Source organism: Telluria sp. AIW5 (assembly GCF_056680575.1).
In genome coordinates this window covers 2,900,475-2,919,525 of the sequence record NZ_CM155289.1, presented here as the reverse complement: position 1 = coordinate 2,919,525, position 19,051 = coordinate 2,900,475, and the positions used below count along the sequence as shown (strand labels likewise).

The following is a 19,051-nucleotide window of genomic DNA, read 5'->3' as shown; positions in this document are numbered from 1 at the left end:
GCACGGCCGGCAGTTCCTGCCGCTTCAGGGCGGCAAGCCGCCGCCGCGCGTTCCGTACATCCTGCATTCGGCCGCCAGCGCGAGCAGGTTCGGGTCGCGTTCGCGCGAGCGCGACAGCAGCAAGGTGATCACCTGGTGCGAGGCATAGCGCGCGTCGAGCTGATCGCGGGCGAAAAGAGTCCGCGCATGTACCGCAACAACGTGGAGAAGCTGGCGGAGTGGATCGGGGACGCGGACAGGCGATCGATCCCGGGCGCGTCGCACGGGATGAACGTCACGCACTTTGCGTCATTCAACCGCCTTGTCCAGGCCTTCGTGGGTGGCCGCGACCCGGCTTGAATGCAGGGCCAGGCCGGGTGCGTTCACGCGTTGTCGCTGTTTATTTTCCTGCCGCCCGCCGGGACGCGGCCGGATTGCAGGCAGTCCGCAAGCTCAGGCGAGGGCCTGTTGCGTCGCGCGCACTGGTACGACATATACAGATAAACAAGGTAGAGCGCCGACCGGCCAAGCATGTACCCCAGCAGGCTTTCATGGAGCGACAAGGGTGCGCCAAATACGATCACTGTCATCACAAACAAGGCCACCTGCCAGCGCAATTCGATTTTCTGCTTCCCCGCAATAAAGAACACGTAGCTGAGCGGGCTTGCAATGAAGTTGAAGAAGCCCAGCGGCGCAAGAATGCGCGCGAGCTCGCCGGCTGGCCGCCACTCCGGGCCGAACAGCCAGCTGAACAGTTGGGGCGAAAAGAAAAGCAGCAGGAGCGATGGCCCCATGGCCAGCAGCAGCAAGGTCTTGAATGTTGCCTTGTAAACCTTGGTGCAATGGCCACTGTAGCGAAACTCATGCGCTGCCTGGCGTTTGAACACGTCGAGTACCGACGCTGCGATCAGGGACGTCGGGGCAGCCACCACGCGCTGGGTCAGCGCAAAAAGACCCGCCGCCACGGCCCCGTGCTTGAGGTCACGGCACCTCACGCCGTGGGCGACTCGTTCGCAGCGATCGCCAATATCCGCCTGATCGAACCGCCGATCGAGATCCCGCAGTTCGACCTGAAGCAGCATTGGCATCGCAAGTGCCACAAGGACGGGGCCGGCATGTGGATCCGGTCGGTGCTCGTGAAGCTGTTTGCAGCGTGAGGCCGCAAACCAGCGATCGCCCGGAGGCGGACCATGCCGCCAATATGGATGCTTATGCGGGGGATGTTCCTTTACGAGGGTGAACGTTACGACTACGCCCCGAATTATGGCATTCCTCAGGCAGGCCCTGGTACAGCTGGCGTACCACTACGGATGTTGCGAGGACAGAGTGCGCGGATCACTGATCGTCCGGGACGAGCGGCTGCAATATCCAGGTACCCAAACATGAATAAACGCGAAGGCCCCGCACTCCACACAGGTTTGAAAGCTCCGGCGGAACCGCCAAAGCCATGCGCCACCGAATTGGAGAGCATCGCCCTGGCCCGGTTTGGCCAGCGCGGCCGGCGTGGCCAGCACCGGGAGCAGCGTCCGTTTCATCGCTTGCTCCCCCTGCCCGCCCGCAGGCTTTGTGCATGCGCAGGCGGGGCGCGACCATGTCGTCGATCAGCCGCAGGCAGGCGATCTTGCGGTGGCCGCCCGCAGCACCGTCGGGGCCGCAAGGCCGGAAATGCAAAAATCGCCGGCTGGGCGGCGATTTCGGCTGGTGTTCTGGAGGCGAGGACGGGAGTCGAACCCGTCTAGACGGCTTTGCAGGCCGCTGCATAACCGCTTTGCTACCTCGCCAGAAGGTATGGTACCGCTGCTGCTCTGGCCGGTTATGAGCCACATCAACAGGAGAAGAATGTCTTCTCAAAATTCTTGGAGCGGGAGAAGAGTCTCGAACTCTCGACCTCAACCTTGGCAAGGTTGCGCTCTACCAACTGAGCTACTCCCGCTGAGGAGTCCTGCTATGACACGCCTTTTTGGAGCGGGAGAAGAGTCTCGAACTCTCGACCTCAACCTTGGCAAGGTTGCGCTCTACCAACTGAGCTACTCCCGCACGGAGTGTGTTTCTTACCTACAAACTGCTGCTCCAGAACTGGAGCGGGAGAAGAGTCTCGAACTCTCGACCTCAACCTTGGCAAGGTTGCGCTCTACCAACTGAGCTACTCCCGCATACTGGAAACATCGATTATCGCAGAAATTATTTCAATTTCCAAGACAACCATTTACTACTAATTGCTGCCGACTACCGCAAACTTTGGAGCGGGAGAAGAGTCTCGAACTCTCGACCTCAACCTTGGCAAGGTTGCGCTCTACCAACTGAGCTACTCCCGCTTTGTCTTCGTTTGCTGCGATGTCGTCACAACAGGCAAGCATTATAGATGATCTGATCCGTACGTCAAGGATGACAGAGAATTAATCTTACAAATTCCCGCCTTTTTCCTTAATGACCGGCCACGCGCGGCGCAGATAGTAGAACATCGACCACACGGTGAGCACGCCGGCAATCCACAGCAGGATCGAGCCCCAGAAGTGGAAATCGATGCCGAACCGGGTCGTATGGAACAGCAGCGCAGGAATCGCCGTCATCTGGGCGGCGGTCTTGACCTTCCCCAGCGAACTGACGGCGACCGACTTGCGCGCGCCGATTTCAGCCATCCATTCGCGCAGCGCCGAAATCGTGATCTCGCGGCCGATGATGATGAAGGCGATCACCGCATCGACGCGTTGCAGCTGGATCAGGATCAGCAGCGCGCCCGCCACCATCAGCTTGTCCGCGACCGGGTCGAGGAAGGCGCCGAAGGCCGAGGTCTGGTTCCAGCGTCGGGCGAGGAAGCCGTCGAACCAGTCGGTGACGGCGGCAACGATGAAGACCGCGGTCGCCGCCAGGTTCTGATCGGCATGCGGCAACCAGTGGGTGGGGAGATAGTAGACGCCGACAACCAGGGGAATAAGTGCTACACGTAACCAGGTCAGGAGGATCGGGATGTTGAAAGGCATAGGGGCGTGAACTGGCTTACCGTTAAAAAAGCGTGCGCCGCTAGTCTACATGGGTATTGCCTTTTAAACCAGTTCAGCTCGACCGTCGCCGAGGGGCCGGGGCTGGCGCGCCGCCCTGCCCCCTTTCATCGGCCACCGGCCCTGCCGCCGCTTACTCGGCGCTGACCTTTGCGTCCTTGACCAGCTTGGCGAAGCGCTCCGTGTCGGTCTTGATCTGGCTGGCCATCTCCGCGGGGCTGTTACCGATTGGAACCGCGCCGATGTCCGCCATCTTCTTCTTGAAGTCGGGCGAGTTCACGATCTTGACGATCTCGGTGTTCAGGCGCGTGACGACCTCCTTCGGCGTCGCCACCGGCGCCAGCACGCCGAACCAGGTGCCCTGGTCGAATCCCTTCAGGCCGGACTCGTCGAGCGTCGGCACGTCGGGCAGCGCGGCCGAGCGCTTGATCGTCGTCACCGCCAGCGCGCGCAGCTTGCCGGCGCGGATGTGCGACAGCACCGGCGTCACCGTATCGAAGGACATGTCGATCTGGCCACCCAGCAGGTCGATCGTCAGCGGGCCACTGCCTTTATAGGGCACGTGCAGGATGTCGACGCCGCTGGCGATGTTGAACTGGGCGCCGATCAGGTGCTGGCCGGTGCCGTTGCCGTTCGAGCCGAAGGTCAGCTTGCCCGGCGACTGCTTCGCCAGCGCGATCAGTTCCTTGACGTTTTTCGCCGGGATCTTCGGATTGACCACCAGGACGTTCGGCACCATGGCCACCGTCGATACCGGCGCCAGGTCGCGCTGGAAGTCGTAGGGCAGCTTCTTGTAGACGCTGGTGGCGATCGTGTGGTGAACGGCGCCCAGCAGCACCGTATAGCCGTCCGGCCTGGACTTGGCGACGTAGTCGGCGCCGATGGTCGCACCCGCGCCCGGTTTGTTTTCGACGATCACCGGCTGCCCCAGGCTCTTCTGCAATTCCTGGCCCAGGGTACGGGCGATGGCGTCGGTGGTGCCGCCGGTCGCGAACGGGACGATGATGCTGACGGTCTTGGACGGCCAGGCCTGGGCCATGGCGGCGCTGCCGCTGCCGGCCAGGGCCGCGGCGGCAAGGACGCCCACGATGCGTGCGTGTTTGCGAACGGGGTGCCGGGTCTGTTTTTGCATGCTTGTCTCCTGATATTTTTTTTGCGGATCGGTCCCTGCGACACGGCCCTGCACTGCTTGCCGCCGATGTTCTTGTCACTGGGTCAACTGCGAATATACGGATTGCACACGCTTAAAGATAAGATTAAAGTTGAACCATTATTAATTTTGGATTAACAATGTCGACGCCTGCCAATGCCCAGTCGGAAATGGCCTTCTTCAGCCTGCTGGTACGCGCCGGGAGCCTGTCGGCGGCCGCGCGCGAACTGAACGTCACTACGGCCGGCGTCAGCAAGCGCCTGTCGCAGATGGAGGCGCGCCTGGGCGCCCGGCTGCTGCACCGGACCACGCGCCGCATCGGCCTCACGGCCGAAGGCGAGATGTACCTCGAACATTCGCGCCGCATCCTGGCCGACATCGAAGACATGGAGCAGCTGATCACCAGCGCCGGCACCGCGCCGAAGGGCCTGCTGCGGGTGAACGCGACGCTGGGCTTCGGCCGCAGCCATATCGCGCCGCTGATCTCGACCTTCCACAAGCGCCATCCGGACGTGCACGTGCAGCTGCAGTTGACGGTCAACCCGCCTACCCTGCTGGAGGACGCCTGCGATGTGTGGATCCGTTTCGGCGAACCGCCCGATACGCGCGTGATCGCGCGCCGCCTGGCATCGAACCGGCGCCTGATTTGTGCGGCGCCCTCCTACCTCGAACGCCACGGCATGCCGCGCGTGCCGAACGACCTCGCGCAGCACAGCTGCATCGGCATCCGCCAGGGCGAGGAAGGCTACGGGATCTGGCACCTGAGCTCGGGCCAGCGGACCGAGACCGTCAAGGTGCGCGGGGGACTCAGTACCAACGACGGCGAGATCGCCGTCAACTGGGCGCTCGAGGGCCACGGCCTGATCATGCGTGCGGAATGGGATATCGCCAAGTACCTGCAGAGCGGACGCCTGCGCCAGGTGCTGGCGAACTGGGAGACGCCCGCCGCCGACATCTACGCTGTCTATCCCTACCAGCTGCAGACGGCGGCGCGGGTGCGCTCGTTTGTCGACTTCGTGGCCGAGGCCTTTTCAAGCGCGACGCCGATGGGACAGGAAGTGGCCCGGTGGCCGTCGAACGACGCGAGCGGCTCGTAGGGTGGACGGCTCGCCCCGGGAGAGGATGAGCCGCCGGCGCGTACGCCGTCCACGCGTTCAACCAGCGCAGGATCGGTCGCGAATCTCCGATGGTGGCTGAACGCGTGGACGGCGCCGGCGTACGGGCGGCGCCAGCACCCGGGTCGAGCCGTCCACCCTACGTTTTGCTTTAGAAGCTGTGGCGCACGCCGAGGTTGTACGCGCGGTCGCCGGTGCCCGATTCCGAATTGTTCGCCACCGTGTAGCCGGCGCCGTTGCGGTTATCGATGCTGCCGTAGGCCGCGTACAAATTCGTCCGCTTCGACAGCGGATACAGGTAGGCGACGCCCCAGGCGCGCGCATCCTGGTTGAAGGCCGTGCGATCGTCCTTGCGCATCACGGAAGCGAGCACGGTGCCGGTGCCGACCGGTGCCGACAGGCCAACCAGGATCTCGTTACCGTCGGTGGACGCGGTCGGCGCCACGCCGCCATACGGATTGCCCGCGTTGCCGAGCGGGGCGCTGTTGAAGCCCTTGTCGACGCCGTAAGCGAACCAGGCTTTCACTACCTTGAAATCGTAGTTCGCGGCCAGCAGGGTGTTGCGGCCGGAGCCGCGCACGACTGCGGGAACGCCGGGCGCCGCCGCGACCTCGTTATTCTTGTGGTTGTAGGCAAGGCGCACGTTCAGCGGCCCGTTCGAGTAACCGATCGATGCGCCCATCTGGCGGCCGGCCTCGCTGTCCCCGGCCTGCTCGCCCGCGCTGTAGGCCAGGTCGGCCGTGAAGCCCATGGTGGCCGGCGCGGCGTAGATCACGGTATTGCTGGTACGGACGTTGGTGCCCGAATCCGGGAACAGGTTCTTCGAGGTGCCGGCATAACCGGTGCCGAACGGGTCGCCGACCTGCGCCAGCGCATTGTGCCACGGCGTGTACTGGCGGCCGATCGTCAGCGTACCCACCCGGCTTTTCAGGCCGACGAGGGCCTGGCGGTTGAAGATGGTGCCGGCCGCGTCGACTGCGCCGGTGTCGATCCTGACGCCCGTCTCCAGCACGAACAGGGCGGACATGCCATTGCCCAGGTCTTCGGTACCGCGGAACCCGATCCGCGAAGCCGATGCGGCGCCGCTGGTGATCTTGTTCACGGAGTCCACCGCGCCGCCGTGCTCGCCCACGAAGGCGGCATCCATGATGCCGTAGATGGCGACCGAGGTTTGCGCCGAAGCGCCGGCGGCGCAGCACGCGAGGACGGCCGCTGCAATGACTTTCTTGTTCATGTCTCTTCCTTTTTTTGATTGTAAATGCACAGGCGCCCTGTTCCGGCGCGCGCGGTACTGCTCGAACCCTTTCAGGTCGTGGAACCCTTTCATGCCGTGGAACCCCTTCAAGCCGATCCTCACTCCGCGCTGCCGTTCGCGCCCAGGCGGGCGATGTGCAGCAGGTTGGTCGTACCGGCCGTCCCGAACGGCATGCCGGCGGCGATCACCACCGTTTGTCCCGGCGCCGCGAGGCCTTCGCGGGCAGCCGTGGCGCAGGCGAACTCCGTCATCTCCGGCACCGAGGCCACGTCGTGGATCAGCACCGCATGCACGCCCCACACCAGCGCCAGGCGGCGCGCAGTGGCAAGCTTCGGGGTCATGCCGATGATCGGCGCCTTCGGCCGTTCGCGCGCTACCCGCAGCGCCGAATGGCCGGAGCTAGTGTAGGCGACAGTGGCGGCTACGTCCAGTAAGTCGGCCACGTTGCGCAGGGCGAGACCGATGGCGTCCGCGATCTCGGCGCGCGCCGGGTTCTCGGCCGCCTTCATGCTCTCGACGTAATGGGTGTCCGATTCGGTCTGCTCGATAATACTGTTCATCATTTTCACCGCTTCGACCGGGAATTTGCCCGAGGCCGATTCGGCCGACAGCATCACCGCATCGGCGCCGTCGTACACGGCGGTCGCCACGTCCGACGCTTCGGCGCGGGTCGGCACCGGTGCGGCCACCATCGATTCGAGCATCTGGGTCGCGACGATCACCGGCTTGCCGAGGCGGCGGCAGGTGCGCACGATGCGCTTCTGGATCGAGGGTACCTGCTCGGCCGGCATTTCGACGCCAAGGTCGCCGCGCGCCACCATTACCGCATCGGCCGCTTCCACGATCGCATCGAGCTGCGCGATGGCGGCCGGCTTTTCGAGCTTGGCGATGATGCCGGCACGGCCCCCGACGATCTCCTTGATCTCCCGGATGTCCTCGGCGCGCTGCACGAACGACAGCGCGATCCAGTCCACGCCCAGCGTGAGGCCGAAATCGAGGTCCTTGCGGTCCTTCTCGGTCAGCGCCGACATCGGCACCACCACGCCAGGAACGTTGACGCCCTTGCGGTCCGAGAGCACGCCGCCGTTGACGACGATGGTATCCGCATGGCCGGCGCCGAAGCCTTTCACTTCCAGCTCGATGCGGCCGTCGTCGAGCAGCAGGCGCGCGCCGGCCTCGAGGGCCGCGAAAATCTCGGGGTGCGGCAGCGCCACCCGTTCGACGTCGCCCGGTTTGCCGGTATCCAGGTCGAGGCGGAAGGCGGCGCCGGTGTCGAGCTTCACGGAACCGTTGGCGAAGGTGCCGATGCGCAGTTTGGGGCCCTGCAGGTCGAGCAGCACGCCGATCGGGCGGCCGAGGGTATGTTCGAGGCCGCGCAGGATGGCCAGGCGCGCCTTGTGGTCCTCGTGGGTGCCGTGGCTGAAGTTCAGGCGGAAGACGTCGGCGCCGGCGCGGAACATGGCTTCCAGCGTGGCGGCATCCGTACTGGCGGGTCCGACGGTGGCGACGATTTTAGCTTTGCGATGACGGTTCAATTGAGGTTCCTGGTGATGCCGGGTCGATGAGGATGGCCCGGAAGTCGTTGACGTTGGTGAGCGTGGGGCCGGTCACGACCGAGTCGCCCAGGCCCTGGAAGAAGCCGTGGCCGTCGTTGCGGTCCAGGCTCTCCTGGGGACGGACTCCCTGCGCGAATGCGCGTTCGATCGTGTCCGGCGAAAAGCTGGCGCCGGCGATCTCTTCCTGGCCGTCGACGCCGTCCGTGTCGCCGGCCAGGCCGTAGACGCCAGGTTCACCGCGCAGGGCGATCGCGGCGGCCAGCAGGAATTCGACGTTGCGCCCGCCCCTGCCGTCGCCCTTGATGGTGACCGTGGTTTCGCCGCCCGAGAGCAGCACGCACGGGGTCGCGAAAGGCTGGCCGCGCCGCGCGGCCTGGAGTGCGATGCCGGCCATGACCTTGCCGACCTCGCGCGCTTCACCTTCGATACTGTCGCCGAGGATGTAAGCCTTGATGCCCGCTTCTTCGGCGACCCGGGCCGCCGCTTCAAGCGCCATTTGCGGGGTGGCGATCATGCGCAGCTCGTTGCCGGCCAGGCGCGGGTCGCCCGGCTTGATCGATTCGCCGGCGCCGCTTTCCAGCACCTCGCGCACGGTCGGCGGCAAGGCGATGCCGTAGCGGTCGATAATGGCCAGCGCATCGGCGCAGGTGCTGGGGTCGGCCACCGTGGGGCCGGAAGCGATGTCGCGTGGGTCATCGCCGGGAACGTCCGAAATCAGCAGCGTCACCACGCGCGCCGGGTGGCAGGCGGCCGCCAGGCGCCCGCCCTTGATGCCGGATAGGTGGCGCCGCACGCAATTCATCTCGCTGATGCTGGCGCCCGACGCGAGCAGCGCGCGGTTGACCGCCTGCTTGTCTTCGAGCGTGATGCCGGGCAGCGGCAAGGGCAGCAGCGAGGAGCCCCCGCCCGAGATCAGGCACAGCACGGTGTCCTCGCTCGTCAACCCGCGCACCATCTCGAGCATGCGGGTGGCGGCATCGAATCCGGCCTGGTCCGGCACCGGATGCGCCGCTTCGACGATCTCGATGCGCTCGCACGGCACCGCATAGCCGTAGCGCGTGACGACAAAGCCTTCCAGTTTTCCCGGCCAGTTCTGCTCGACCGCGCGCGCCATTTCGGCCGAGGCCTTGCCCGCCCCGATCACGACCAGGCGGCCGGCAGGCGCCTGCGGCAAGTGCGCCGGGATGCACAGGGCCGGCTGGGCCGCGGCGATCGCGGCCCGGAACAGCTTCTCCAGCAAGGCGCGCTCGCCCCCGTGCACGTCGTTTCGCTGGCTGGTAGTAGACGCCATATCCATCTCTTTCTCTGACAATTCGCTGATGGACACTCCCGCGCTCAGGCCGAGGCCTTGTGGACGCCGGCAAAGCCGACGACATTCGGTTCGGCCGCCGGCAGCGCCTCCTCGACGGGCTTGACCAGCGGCGCGACCTCCTCGCCATCGAGGATGCGGTGCATGCGGGCGCTGTCGACGCTGCCTACCCATTTGGCAATCGCCACCGTGCCCACCGCGTTGCCGATGGTGTTGGTGATCGCGCGGGCTTCCGACATGAAACGGTCCACGCCGAGCAGCAGCACCATGCCCGCGACCGGGATGTTGCCCATCGAGGCGAGCGTCGCCGCGAGAGTGATGAAGCCCGAACCGGTCACGCCGGCCGAGCCCTTCGAGGTTACCATCAGCACGCCCATGATGACCAGCTGGTCGACCAGCGACAGCGGGGTATTGGTTGCCTGGGCGATGAAGATCGCCGCCATCGTGTAATAGATGCACTGGCCGTCGGGGTTGAAGGTGACGCCGGCCGGCACTACCAGGCCGACCACCGGCTTGGAGACCCCGAGGTGTTCGAGCTTGAGCATCAGCTGCGGCACGACGGACTCCGAGGAGCTGGTGCCGAGCACGGTGAAGATCTCGTCCCGGATATAGCGCAGGAACTTCCACAGGCTGAAGCCGGAGATGCGGGCGATCACGTTCAGCACGATGAACACGAAGGCGACGCAGGTCAGGTACATGCAGGCCATCAGCTGGCCGAGCGAGAGCAGCGACGCGAGGCCGTATTTGCCGACCGTGAAAGCGATCGCGCCGAAGGCGGCGATCGGGGCGATGCGCATCACCATCCGCACCACGACGAACATGGCGTTGCTGAAGGCTTCCAGGATGTCGATGACCGGCTTGGAAGCGCGTCCCATGTGCGACAGCGCCACGCCGAACATGGTGGCGAACACGAGGATCTGCAGGATGTCGTTCTTGGCCAGCGCATCGACCACGCTGGTCGGCACCATATTGAGCAGAAAGTCGATGAAGCCTTTGGATTTCTGGGCCGCAGCCGTGTAGCTGGAGATCGCGCCCGTATCGAGTGCCTTGGCGTCGATGTTCATGCCGCTGCCGGGCTGGAACACGTTCACCACGATCAGGCCGAGGAGCAGGGCAAAGGTCGACAGGATCTCGAAATAGACAAGGGCGCGTACACCGACGCGCCCCAGTTCCTTCATGCTTTCCATGCGTGCGATGCCGAGCACCACCATGGCAAAAATGACCGGTGCGAACACCATCTTGATCAGGCGGATGAAGACGTCGCCGAGCGGCTTGAGGTCGGTGCCGAGCTTGGGGTAGAGGAAGCCGAGCAGGCCGCCGGCGACCACGCCGATCAGTACCTGGACGTAGAGTTTTCCGAAAATGCGGGTTGACATGATGTCTCCTTGATGTGTGCTGCTTGCTGCATGTTGCAGGCAGCGTCCCTCCCCGCTCTATGGCGGCTGGCTTGTACGGGGGACGCTGCAGGGCCACCTTGGCGGCTGGGCCGGGCCGCGAGCGTGGCGCCGGCCGGATTGCACGGGCCCGGCTTCAGGCCGCGGCGCGCTGGCGCTGGGCGCCGAGGAAGTCGCAGACTGCCTTGGTAACGTCGGCCGTGGTGGCCGTACCGCCCAGGTCGCGCGTATGCAGCGACGGGGTGCTGGTCACGCTTTCGATCGCGGCCATCACCTGCCTGGCCGCCTCGAATTCGCCCAGGTGCTCGAGCAGCATCACGACCGACCAGAAGGTGCCGATCGGATTGGCCAGGCCCTTGCCCATGATGTCGAAGGCCGAACCGTGGATCGGCTCGAACATCGATGGATAGCGGCGCTCGGGATCGATGTTGCCGGTCGGGGCGATGCCCAGGCTGCCGGCCAGCGCCGCCGCCAGGTCGGAGAGGATGTCGGCGTGCAGGTTGGTGGCGACGATGGTGTCCAGGGTGGCCGGACGGTTGACCATGCGCGCGGTGGCGGCGTCGACCAGTTCCTTGTCCCATTTCACGTCCGGGAAGTCACGCGACACCTCCAGCGCGATCTCGTCCCACATCACCATCGCGTGACGCTGGGCATTGCTCTTGGTGATGACGGTGAGCAGTTTGCGTGGACGCGACTGGGCCAGCCTGAAGGCGTAGCGCAGGATGCGCTCGACGCCGACGCGGGTCATCATGCTCACATCAGTGGCCGCTTCGATCGGGTGGCCCTGGTGCACGCGGCCGCCGACGCCGGAGTACTCGCCTTCCGAGTTTTCGCGCACGATCACCCAGTTCAGGTCTTCCGGCGCGCAGCGCTTGAGTGGCCCATCGATGCCCGGCAGGATGCGCGTCGGGCGCACGTTGGCGTACTGGTCGAAGCCCTGGCAGATTTTGAGGCGCAGGCCCCACAGCGTGATGTGGTCGGCGATGTCCGGGTCGCCGGCCGAGCCGAACAGGATCGCATCCTTGCCGCGCAGCGCGTCGAGGCCGTCGGCCGGCATCATCACGCCATGCTTGCGGTAGTAGTCGCCGCCCCAGTCGAAATCTTCGAAGGCGAACTGGAAGGCCTTGCTGCCGGCAGCGAGCGCCGCCAGGACTTGCTGGCCCGCAGGAACCACTTCCTTGCCGATCCCGTCGCCGGGGATGGTTGCGATTTTGTAGGTTTTCATTGCTGCTGTCTCCGTCTGGATAAGTGATGTCGTGCATGCACTGTATCTGTTGGCGGAGTCTTGCAACGGATGGAAAATTCAAACCATTATTAACTGTGAATTAACAATGGAGTGTGCGAGCGATGAATATTGACCAGAGGGTGGGCGCCCCCGCGCGCACGCGCTTACGGACGCATCGCCCGGACACGTCCGGCGACACATCGCTCGCACATCTTGAATTGTCCACGTGGGTTCGTACGACGATCGTTGCCCTCGTCGGAGGCCAACCATGTTGCACGATCTGCGTGTTGGGTGATAGACGGCCAACGCAATGGGATGCGTGCGTGACGCGTGGGCATGCCCACCCTACGGTGCGCCGCTGCTACAGGCGAGATCATCGACGACTCAATGCAACTGCCGGTAAATCTCTTCCGCCAGCGCGGTCGAAATGCCCTCGACCTGGCACAGGTCCTCGACGCTGGCGTCGACCACGCCGCGCAGGCCGCCGAAGCGGGCGAGCAGGCGCTGGCGGCGCTTGGCGCCGATGCCTTCGATCTCCTCGAGGCGCGAGGCCTGGCGCGTCTTGGCGCGCTTGGCGCGCATGCCGGTAATGGCAAAGCGGTGCGCCTCGTCGCGGATCAGGGCGACCAGCATCAGCGCCGCCGATTCCTTGCCCAGCTCCTGCGGCGCGCGGCCGTCGGCGAAGATCAGCGTCTCCAGGCCCACGCGCCGCCCTTCTCCCTTGGCCACGCCGACGATCAGGCCGATGTCCAGGCCCAGCTCGGACAACACCTGGCGCGCCATCTCGACTTGCCCCTTGCCGCCGTCGACCAGCACCACGTCCGGCATGACGCCGTCGCCGCCGGCGACCTTTTCATAGCGGCGCATCAGCACCTGGCGCATGGCGGCGTAATCGTCGCCCGGCGTGATGTCGTTGATGTTGTAGCGCCGGTACTCCGAGTTCTGCATCGCGTGGTGATGGAAGACCACGCAGGATGCCTGCGTCGCCTCGCCTGCCGTGTGGCTGATGTCGAAGCATTCGATGCGCAGGGTGTCGAGATCCGTCGCGTCCAGCGACAAGGCCTCGGCCAGTGCGCGCGTACGCGACTGCTGCGACCCTTGTTCGGACAACAGCCGCGCCAGGGAGATCTCCGCACCCTTCTGGGCAAGCTCAAGCCACTGGCGGCGCTGGCCCTGCGGCTGGAAAATCAGGTTGATCCGGTGCCCGCATTGCTCGGCGAGCGCCACCATCAGTTCCGGCTGGTCGAATTCGATGTTCAGGATCAGGGTGCCGGGAACGAATTTGTCGGTGTAGTGCTGGACCAGGAAGGCGGCCAGCACTTCGCATTCGATCGACAGCTCGGCGATCGCCTCGCCGACCTGGGTTGGAAAATAGGCGCGGTCGCCCAGGTGGCGTCCGCCGCGCACCATCGCCAGGTTGACGCAGGCGCGCCCGCCCTGCACCACCACGGCGATGACGTCGACGTCGGCGTCGCCCGTCGTTTCCATGCTTTGCTGGTGCAGCACACGCGAGAGCGACTGGATCTGGTTGCGCACCCCTGCGGCCTGCTCGAACATCAGCTTTTCGGCGAAGCCGTGCATTTTTTGCTGCAGGTCTTCCATCACCTCGTTCTGGCGCCCGCGCAGGAACTTCGCGGCGTTCTCGACATCTACCTTGTACGCATCCTTGTCGATGAGCTTCACGCAAGGGCCGGTGCAGCGCCCGATCTGGTGCAGCAGGCAGGGGCGCGTGCGGTTGGCAAAGACGCTGTCCTCGCAGGTGCGCAGCATGAACACCTTTTGCAGGATCTGCATCGATTCCTTCACCGCCCAGGCGCTGGGGAAAGGACCGAAATACTGGTTCTTTTTGTCCAAAGCGCCGCGGTAATAGGCCATGCGCGGGAAGTCGCCGCCCGTGATCTTCAGGTACGGATAGGACTTATCGTCCCGAAACAGGATGTTGTAGCGGGGTTTCAGCGCCTTGATCAGGTTGTTTTCCAGGATCAGGGCTTCGGCTTCGCTATGGGTCACCGAGGTTTCCAGCTTGGCGATCTGCGACACCATCATCGCGATGCGCGGGCTCGACAGGTTCTTCTGGAAATAGCTCGAGACGCGCTTCTTGAGGTTGCGCGCCTTGCCGACGTAGAGCACGTTCCCGTTGGCGTCGAAATAACGGTACACGCCGGGCAGCTCCGGCAGCTTGGCGACCGTCGCCAGCACCTGCTCGCGGGCCGAGACGCTGGGCTGCACAGGGTCGGCGGCGTCGTCTTTCAGGGTCGTCGTCAGCTCTTCCTTCACCACCTGCCAGGCATCGGGGCGGGCGCGCTGGGCCGGCGCTTTCGCCGCCTTGCCCTTCGCGGGCTGGTCCTCGGCGGGATGCGGAACAGGCATGGCAGCGCCGGCCGCAGCTACATAGGCCATCGGCGCTTCCGCTACCTCATGGGGAGCTGCGTTGCTGGGCGCCGGGTTCTGCGGCAGCTCGGGGGATTGCACTTCCTTGGTCACTGGCGTATCGCTTGCGGTGTGTTTGATGACGATGTTACCGGGTCCTGGGTCACGATCACGAAAGCGACACCGTAATCGGCTTCGTCGCTGATCGTGACTTGGGCGCTAAGGCGGTGCTGCCGCATGAATTCCTCGAGCGCCCCGCTGCAGACGATGGTCGGCTTGCCGCTCGGGGCGTTGAGCATCTGCGCCGAGCGCCAGGTCATCGGCATGCGCATGCCCAGGCCGATCGCTTTCGAAAACGCTTCCTTGGCCGAGAAGCGCGTGGCCAGGAAACGCAGGCCGCGCACTTCGCTGCGCGCGCGCCGCGCATGGTATTTCTCGAGTTCCTGGGGCCCGAGGATCTTTTCCGCGAACCGTGGGCCGCTGCGCGCGAGCGCCGCCTCGACACGCGAAATCTGGACGATGTCGGTGCCGATGCCATAAATCATTTCAACCCCTCGCTCATTGTGCCCCCAGCGTCACGCCGAGGCGCGCGGCCACCATGATCGCCTTCATTTCGCGCACGGCGTTTTCCCAGCCTGCAAACAAGGCATGGGCGACGATCGCATGGCCGATGTTCAGCTCGGCGATGTCGCGGATCGCGGCCACCGGCTGCACGTTGGTGTAATGCAGGCCGTGGCCGGCGTTCACGACCAGGCCCTGCTTCACGCCCGCCGCCACGCCCGCCTTGATGCGCTCCAGTTCGCGCAGTGCTTCGGAACCTTCAGCCTCGGCATAGCGCCCGGTGTGCAGCTCGATCACCGTCGCGCCGGCCCTGGCGGCGGCTTCGATCTGCGCTGCGTCGGCATCGATGAAGAGCGAGACGCGGATACCCTCGCCTTTCAATTGTTTCACCGCCGTCTCGACTTCCTTGAAATAGCGGATCACGTCCAGGCCGCCTTCGGTCGTCACTTCCTCGCGCCGCTCGGGCACCAGGCAGACGTCCTGCGGTTTCACCTGGCAGGCGAAATCGATCATTTCCTGGGTCACCGCCGCTTCCAGGTTCATGCGCGTGGCCAGTTGCGGGCGCATCGCCAGCACGTCGGCGTCCTTGATGTGGCGCCGGTCTTCGCGCAGGTGCAGCGTGATCAGGTCGGCGCCGGCCTGCTCGGCCAGCAGCGCCGCGCGCAGCGGGTCCGGGTAGACGGTGCCGCGCGCGTTGCGCACGGTGGCGATGTGATCGATGTTGACGCCCAGGTCGATGACCGGGCCGACGGGTTGCAGGAAGCTCATGGTTGTGTGGGTTCTATAACTGCATCAGGTCAATCAGAATCTGCCGGGTGTTCAAGGGCACCCCGCCCAGGTGGTGCGCCAGCAGGAAACGCATCAGTTGCTTGCTCTGCGCTTGCGTCGCCGGATCGGCGTAGTCCTCGCGCTCCATGTCGAGCAGGGTTTTACCCGACACGACCGGCCAGACATCGGACACACGGGCTTCGCGGGCGCCGCGCTCGGGATCGACCACATAGTCGCTTGCGGCCTGCACTTCTTCGCGCGTCGTCGTCGAACGTTTCAGGTCGGCGGCGACGCCTGTTTCCTTAAGTAAGGCCCGTTCGAACTTTCGCAAGGCAATTTGTGCCGGTTCGTCGTGGGCGAGTTCGTTCAGCGTCGAAATGTAATGGTCAAACAGGGCCCGGTGCGGGTCGTCGCGCGCCAGCAATTTGACGAGGAGTTCGTTCAGGTAGAAGCCGCACAACAGGGCCGTGCGTTCGATCGGCAGCATGCCGCCGACCCATTCCGCGTCGATCAGGGTGCGCAATTCCGACTTGCCGCTCCACGACACGGATAATGGCTGGAAGGTTTGCAGCACTCCGCGCAATTTGGACAGCGGCCGCTTCGCGCCTTTCGCCACGACCGCGATGCGGCCATGGTCGCGCGTAAACAGGTCGACGATGAGGCTCGTTTCCTTGTAGGGATAGCTGTGCAGCACGAAGGCGGGCTGGCCGTTGATGCGCACCTGGCTCGCAGGCGCGCGGCTGCGGCGCGGCGGCGGTGGCGCGGCGGCCACGGCATAGACCGCCGTCGCCTCGGCGACCACAGGCAGGTCAGGCGCCCTGGCGGTGGCGTCGTCTGGCGCCGTGACGGCTGGGTCGAGGTTCGTCATGCGGTGGCGTGGCCTCCTGCGCTCAGTGGCAATCTTAGTGGCAACTACTCGTAGCCGTAGGCGCGCAGGCCCGCTTCGTTGTCGGCCCAGCCGGACTTGACCTTGACCCAGATCTCCAGGTACACGGGACCGTCGAACAGCTTTTCCATGTCCAGGCGCGATTGCGTCGAGATCTCTTTCAGGCGCGCGCCCTTGTTACCGATGATCATTGATTTATGGGTGTCGCGCTCGACCAGGATGGCAGCAAAAATGCGGCGCAAATTCCCTTCCTGCAGGAACTGCTCGATGATCACCGTGCTCGTGTACGGCAGTTCATCCCCCAGCAGGCGGAACACTTTTTCGCGCACGATCTCGGCGGCGAGGAATTTCTCGCTGCGGTCGGTGATGTCGTCCGGGCTGAACACCGGCGGATTTTCCGGCAGGTGCGTGCGGATTTCGCGTTCGAGGGAATCGATCTGGAAGCGCAACTTTGCCGACACCGGCACGATGGCCGTGAAGTCGCGCAAGGATGCCACTTTCTGCGCGAACGGCATCAGCATCGCCTTGTCTTTCATGTGGTCCGACTTGTTGATGACCAGGATCACCGGCACATTTTTCGGCAGCAGGTCGAGCACCTGCTGGTCGGCCGGCCCAAAGCTGCCGGCCTCGATCACGAACAGCACGACGTCCGAGGCGGTGAGCGTGTTCGAGACAGTTTTATTGAGCGTTTTGTTCAGTGCATTCGAATGACGCGTCTGGAAGCCCGGCGTATCGACATAGATAAACTGGGCGTCATCATGGGTCTGGATGCCGGTGATGCGATGGCGCGTGGTCTGCGCCTTGCGCGAGGTGATCGACACCTTGGCGCCGATCAACTGGTTCATCAGCGTCGACTTGCCCACGTTCGGGCGGCCGACGATGGCGATATAGCCGCAGCGGAAGCCTTCCACCGAGGTGCCCTTGCTGGCGTCGGTGCGGTCGTTGAAGAAGGCATTCAGGTCGACGGCTTGCTCGTCGCCTGCGGCGTTCTCGGTGACGTCGTCGCTGGCAACATCGTGCTCAGCGACCTTCTTGTCGTCCGGCTTGTTGTCGGGGTTCTGTGCGGCGGGGTTGTGTTCGGCAGGGTTGTGTTCGGTATTCATGCTGACGTCTTCATGCCTGTTTGGTGGGGGCGGACTGCGCATCGGCAGCGTCGTCGCCCTGGATGGTGGCGATGCCGGCCAGCTTGAGCTGGGCGGCACGCGGCTTGGCCTTGCGGCTGGCGGCCGGGGTCTTGCGCAAAGCCTGTTCAGCCGTTTCCAGCGCCAGGCGCGCGGCGGCCTGCTCGCCGGCACGGCGGCTGCCGCCGCGGCCGAAGACCTGGATGCCGAGTTTCGGGACCAGGCATTCGATCTCGAATTCCTGGCTGTGGGCAGCGCCGTGGGTGGCGACCACATTATAGGTGGGCAAGGAAATCTTGCGGCTTTGCAGGAATTCCTGCAGCAGGGTCTTGGCATCCTTGCCGAGGGTGCGCGGGTCGACCGTGTCGAGCAGCGGAATATAAAAGGCGCGGATGGCGTCGCGCGCGGCATCGAAACCGGCGTCGAGGAAAATCGCGCCCAGCAAGGCTTCGAGCGTATCGGCGAGGATCGAGGGACGGCGGAAACCGCCCGACTTCAATTCGCCTTCGCCAAGGCGCAGGAACTGCGACAGTTCGAGCTTCTGGGCAATTTCGTAGAGCGATTGCTGCTTGACGAGGTTGGCGCGCAGGCGCGACAGGTCGCCCTCGTCAAGGTGGCTGAAGCGCTCGTACAGGATCGAGGCCACGACGCAGTTCAGGATCGAGTCGCCGAGGAATTCGAGCCGCTCGTTATGCAGGCTGCTGTGGCTACGATGTGTCAGGGCCTGCTGCAAGAGGCCAGCATCCCGGAACGTATAACCCAAGCGCGTTTGCAATAACTGAAGATTCATTGTCGATGTATTGTAGTACGGCCGCCGTAAAGGCGGCGCTTCCTGCCCGGTTGGGCGGCGCCGGCCGGCGCGCGCCATGGTGGTGTTGCCCGCAGCGCCAGTGCCGGGGTCGGCGGCATGCGCGCTTGCGTCAGGCGTGAGGGCCGAGGTCCGATCAGTCCGCCTTCGCCGCCACGACGCCGCTCGGGTCGGTCGTGCCATCGTAATCGATGACGAGGGTCGCGCGCGCGGTCAGCGGAATGCGCTTTTCGTAGGAGAAGCTGATTTGCGGGGTGTCGCCCTCGCGTCCGATCACGAGATCGCGTCCGCGGATGGCGTCGACATCATTGATGTCGGCAAACTTGTCGAAGGTCTGGCGCATCTCGGCGACACTGCCGCCCGCCGCCTTGGCGCGCAGCATGCCGTCACGCACGGCCCGGAATTCGAGATAGGACGGGATGATCTTGATCGCCAGCAGGGCAAACACGCCCAGCACCATCAACACCAGGATCAGCCCGGTGAGCGAGATACCCTGTTGTTTGCCGGACCTAACCAGTTTTCGCTCCTGCATCATGACTCCTTGCCGAGGTCGCA

16 protein-coding genes, 5 tRNA genes and 2 pseudogenes are annotated in these 19,051 nt (G+C 64.7%); 2 read left to right on the top strand and 21 right to left on the bottom strand.

Translation table 11 applies throughout. The features are described 5' to 3' along the window. Nucleotides 1-24 precede the first annotated feature (24 nt). Nucleotides 25-159, bottom strand: a pseudogene (locus tag AC1MEM_RS12915) (LysR family transcriptional regulator); the annotation flags it as partial. On the opposite strand from AC1MEM_RS12915, the pseudogene AC1MEM_RS12910 reads away from it, so the two are divergent. Continuing rightward, a pseudogene (locus AC1MEM_RS12910) lies at nt 139-339 on the top strand (alpha/beta fold hydrolase); the annotation flags it as partial. The pseudogenes AC1MEM_RS12915 and AC1MEM_RS12910 overlap by 21 nt on opposite strands. A 23-nt stretch (nt 340-362) precedes the next feature. Here AC1MEM_RS12910 and AC1MEM_RS12905 read toward each other — a convergent pair. The 8 genes from AC1MEM_RS12905 to AC1MEM_RS12870 all read right to left on the bottom strand — a co-directional run bounded on the left by AC1MEM_RS12905 (nt 363) and on the right by AC1MEM_RS12870 (nt 4,110). Then, nucleotides 363-1,067: a lipopolysaccharide biosynthesis protein gene (locus AC1MEM_RS12905; protein WP_499470943.1), complete on the bottom strand. Its 705-nt coding sequence runs from the start codon at nt 1,065-1,067 to the stop codon at nt 363-365. Between the two features lie 619 nt (nt 1,068-1,686). Then, nucleotides 1,687-1,760 (bottom strand) — tRNA-Cys (locus AC1MEM_RS12900). 76 nt (nt 1,761-1,836) lie between these two features. Then, nucleotides 1,837-1,912: transfer RNA gene (locus AC1MEM_RS12895), tRNA-Gly, on the bottom strand. A gap of 28 nt (nt 1,913-1,940) precedes the next feature. Next, a tRNA-Gly gene (locus AC1MEM_RS12890) sits at nt 1,941-2,016 on the bottom strand. A gap of 40 nt (nt 2,017-2,056) precedes the next feature. Then, nucleotides 2,057-2,132, bottom strand: a tRNA-Gly gene (locus tag AC1MEM_RS12885). Nucleotides 2,133-2,218: 86 nt separating this feature from the next. Beyond that, nucleotides 2,219-2,294: transfer RNA gene (locus AC1MEM_RS12880), tRNA-Gly, on the bottom strand. An 87-nt stretch (nt 2,295-2,381) separates the two neighbouring features. Beyond that, on the bottom strand, nt 2,382-2,960 hold the full coding sequence (gene pgsA / locus AC1MEM_RS12875; protein ID WP_499470941.1) for a CDP-diacylglycerol--glycerol-3-phosphate 3-phosphatidyltransferase: 579 nt from the start codon (nt 2,958-2,960) through the stop codon (nt 2,382-2,384). A 151-nt stretch (nt 2,961-3,111) separates the two neighbouring features. Then, the gene (locus AC1MEM_RS12870; RefSeq protein WP_499470939.1) at nt 3,112-4,110 is read right to left on the bottom strand and encodes a Bug family tripartite tricarboxylate transporter substrate binding protein; all 999 of its coding nucleotides are present in this window, start codon (nt 4,108-4,110) and stop codon (nt 3,112-3,114) included. Between the two features lie 224 nt (nt 4,111-4,334). On the opposite strand from AC1MEM_RS12870, the gene AC1MEM_RS12865 reads away from it, so the two are divergent. Next, a complete protein-coding gene (locus AC1MEM_RS12865; RefSeq protein WP_499477645.1) occupies nt 4,335-5,225 on the top strand; it encodes a LysR family transcriptional regulator in 891 nt (296 codons plus the stop codon). Nucleotides 5,226-5,394: 169 nt separating this feature from the next. Here AC1MEM_RS12865 and AC1MEM_RS12860 read toward each other — a convergent pair whose 3' ends face one another. From AC1MEM_RS12860 to AC1MEM_RS12805, 12 genes are all read right to left on the bottom strand, one after another. Next, entirely contained in the window at nt 5,395-6,477 is a 1,083-nt protein-coding gene (locus AC1MEM_RS12860; protein ID WP_499470938.1) for a porin, read from the bottom strand. Nucleotides 6,478-6,596: 119 nt separating this feature from the next. After that, complete coding sequence (gene pyk, locus AC1MEM_RS12855; RefSeq protein WP_499470936.1) at nt 6,597-8,033, bottom strand: pyruvate kinase; 1,437 nt, start codon at nt 8,031-8,033, stop codon at nt 6,597-6,599. Further along, nucleotides 8,011-9,345 (bottom strand): glycerate kinase type-2 family protein, encoded by a 1,335-nt coding sequence (locus tag AC1MEM_RS12850; RefSeq protein ID WP_499470934.1) that lies wholly within the window; start codon nt 9,343-9,345, stop codon nt 8,011-8,013. Before AC1MEM_RS12850 ends, pyk begins: the two co-directional genes overlap by 23 nt. Before the next feature lie 44 nt (nt 9,346-9,389). Beyond that, nucleotides 9,390-10,739 carry a dicarboxylate/amino acid:cation symporter gene (locus AC1MEM_RS12845; protein ID WP_499470932.1) on the bottom strand — a complete coding sequence of 450 codons (1,350 nt, stop codon included), beginning with the start codon at nt 10,737-10,739 and terminating at the stop codon, nt 9,390-9,392. A gap of 154 nt (nt 10,740-10,893) precedes the next feature. Continuing rightward, entirely contained in the window at nt 10,894-11,982 is a 1,089-nt protein-coding gene (locus AC1MEM_RS12840) for a tartrate dehydrogenase (RefSeq protein WP_499470930.1), read from the bottom strand. 384 nt (nt 11,983-12,366) lie between these two features. After that, nucleotides 12,367-14,466 (bottom strand): excinuclease ABC subunit UvrC, encoded by a 2,100-nt coding sequence (gene uvrC / locus AC1MEM_RS12835; RefSeq protein WP_499470928.1) that lies wholly within the window; start codon nt 14,464-14,466, stop codon nt 12,367-12,369. Next, complete coding sequence (gene acpS / locus AC1MEM_RS12830; protein ID WP_499470926.1) at nt 14,463-14,897, bottom strand: holo-ACP synthase; 435 nt, start codon at nt 14,895-14,897, stop codon at nt 14,463-14,465. The genes uvrC and acpS overlap by 4 nt, the downstream gene beginning before the upstream one ends. Nucleotides 14,898-14,910: 13 nt before the next feature. Further along, entirely contained in the window at nt 14,911-15,681 is a 771-nt protein-coding gene (locus AC1MEM_RS12825; RefSeq protein WP_499470924.1) for a pyridoxine 5'-phosphate synthase, read from the bottom strand. Nucleotides 15,682-15,694: 13 nt separating this feature from the next. Beyond that, entirely contained in the window at nt 15,695-16,549 is an 855-nt protein-coding gene (gene recO, locus AC1MEM_RS12820; protein WP_499470922.1) for a DNA repair protein RecO, read from the bottom strand. A 44-nt stretch (nt 16,550-16,593) separates the two neighbouring features. After that, the gene (gene era, locus AC1MEM_RS12815; protein ID WP_499470920.1) at nt 16,594-17,670 is read right to left on the bottom strand and encodes a GTPase Era; all 1,077 of its coding nucleotides are present in this window, start codon (nt 17,668-17,670) and stop codon (nt 16,594-16,596) included. A 10-nt stretch (nt 17,671-17,680) separates the two neighbouring features. Then, nucleotides 17,681-18,451, bottom strand: coding sequence for a ribonuclease III (rnc, locus tag AC1MEM_RS12810; RefSeq protein ID WP_499470918.1), 771 nt, complete (start codon nt 18,449-18,451; stop codon nt 17,681-17,683). Nucleotides 18,452-18,632: 181 nt separating this feature from the next. Next, entirely contained in the window at nt 18,633-19,031 is a 399-nt protein-coding gene (locus tag AC1MEM_RS12805; protein ID WP_499470916.1) for a DUF4845 domain-containing protein, read from the bottom strand. Nucleotides 19,032-19,051 lie beyond the last annotated feature (20 nt).

Coding starts and splice junctions, on each gene's coding strand:
- AC1MEM_RS12845 (WP_499470932.1), bottom strand. CDS start 10,739: ATGTCAACCCGCATTTTCGGAAAACTCTACGTCCAGGTACTGATCGGC.
- AC1MEM_RS12840 (WP_499470930.1), bottom strand. CDS start 11,982: ATGAAAACCTACAAAATCGCAACCATCCCCGGCGACGGGATCGGCAAG.
- AC1MEM_RS12860 (WP_499470938.1), bottom strand. CDS start 6,477: ATGAACAAGAAAGTCATTGCAGCGGCCGTCCTCGCGTGCTGCGCCGCC.
- acpS (WP_499470926.1), bottom strand. CDS start 14,897: ATGATTTATGGCATCGGCACCGACATCGTCCAGATTTCGCGTGTCGAG.
- recO (WP_499470922.1), bottom strand. CDS start 16,549: ATGACGAACCTCGACCCAGCCGTCACGGCGCCAGACGACGCCACCGCC.
- AC1MEM_RS12805 (WP_499470916.1), bottom strand. CDS start 19,031: ATGATGCAGGAGCGAAAACTGGTTAGGTCCGGCAAACAACAGGGTATC.
- pgsA (WP_499470941.1), bottom strand. CDS start 2,960: ATGCCTTTCAACATCCCGATCCTCCTGACCTGGTTACGTGTAGCACTT.
- AC1MEM_RS12905 (WP_499470943.1), bottom strand. CDS start 1,067: ATGCCAATGCTGCTTCAGGTCGAACTGCGGGATCTCGATCGGCGGTTC.
- AC1MEM_RS12870 (WP_499470939.1), bottom strand. CDS start 4,110: ATGCAAAAACAGACCCGGCACCCCGTTCGCAAACACGCACGCATCGTG.
- era (WP_499470920.1), bottom strand. CDS start 17,670: ATGAATACCGAACACAACCCTGCCGAACACAACCCCGCCGCACAGAAC.
- AC1MEM_RS12850 (WP_499470934.1), bottom strand. CDS start 9,345: ATGGCGTCTACTACCAGCCAGCGAAACGACGTGCACGGGGGCGAGCGC.
- AC1MEM_RS12825 (WP_499470924.1), bottom strand. CDS start 15,681: ATGAGCTTCCTGCAACCCGTCGGCCCGGTCATCGACCTGGGCGTCAAC.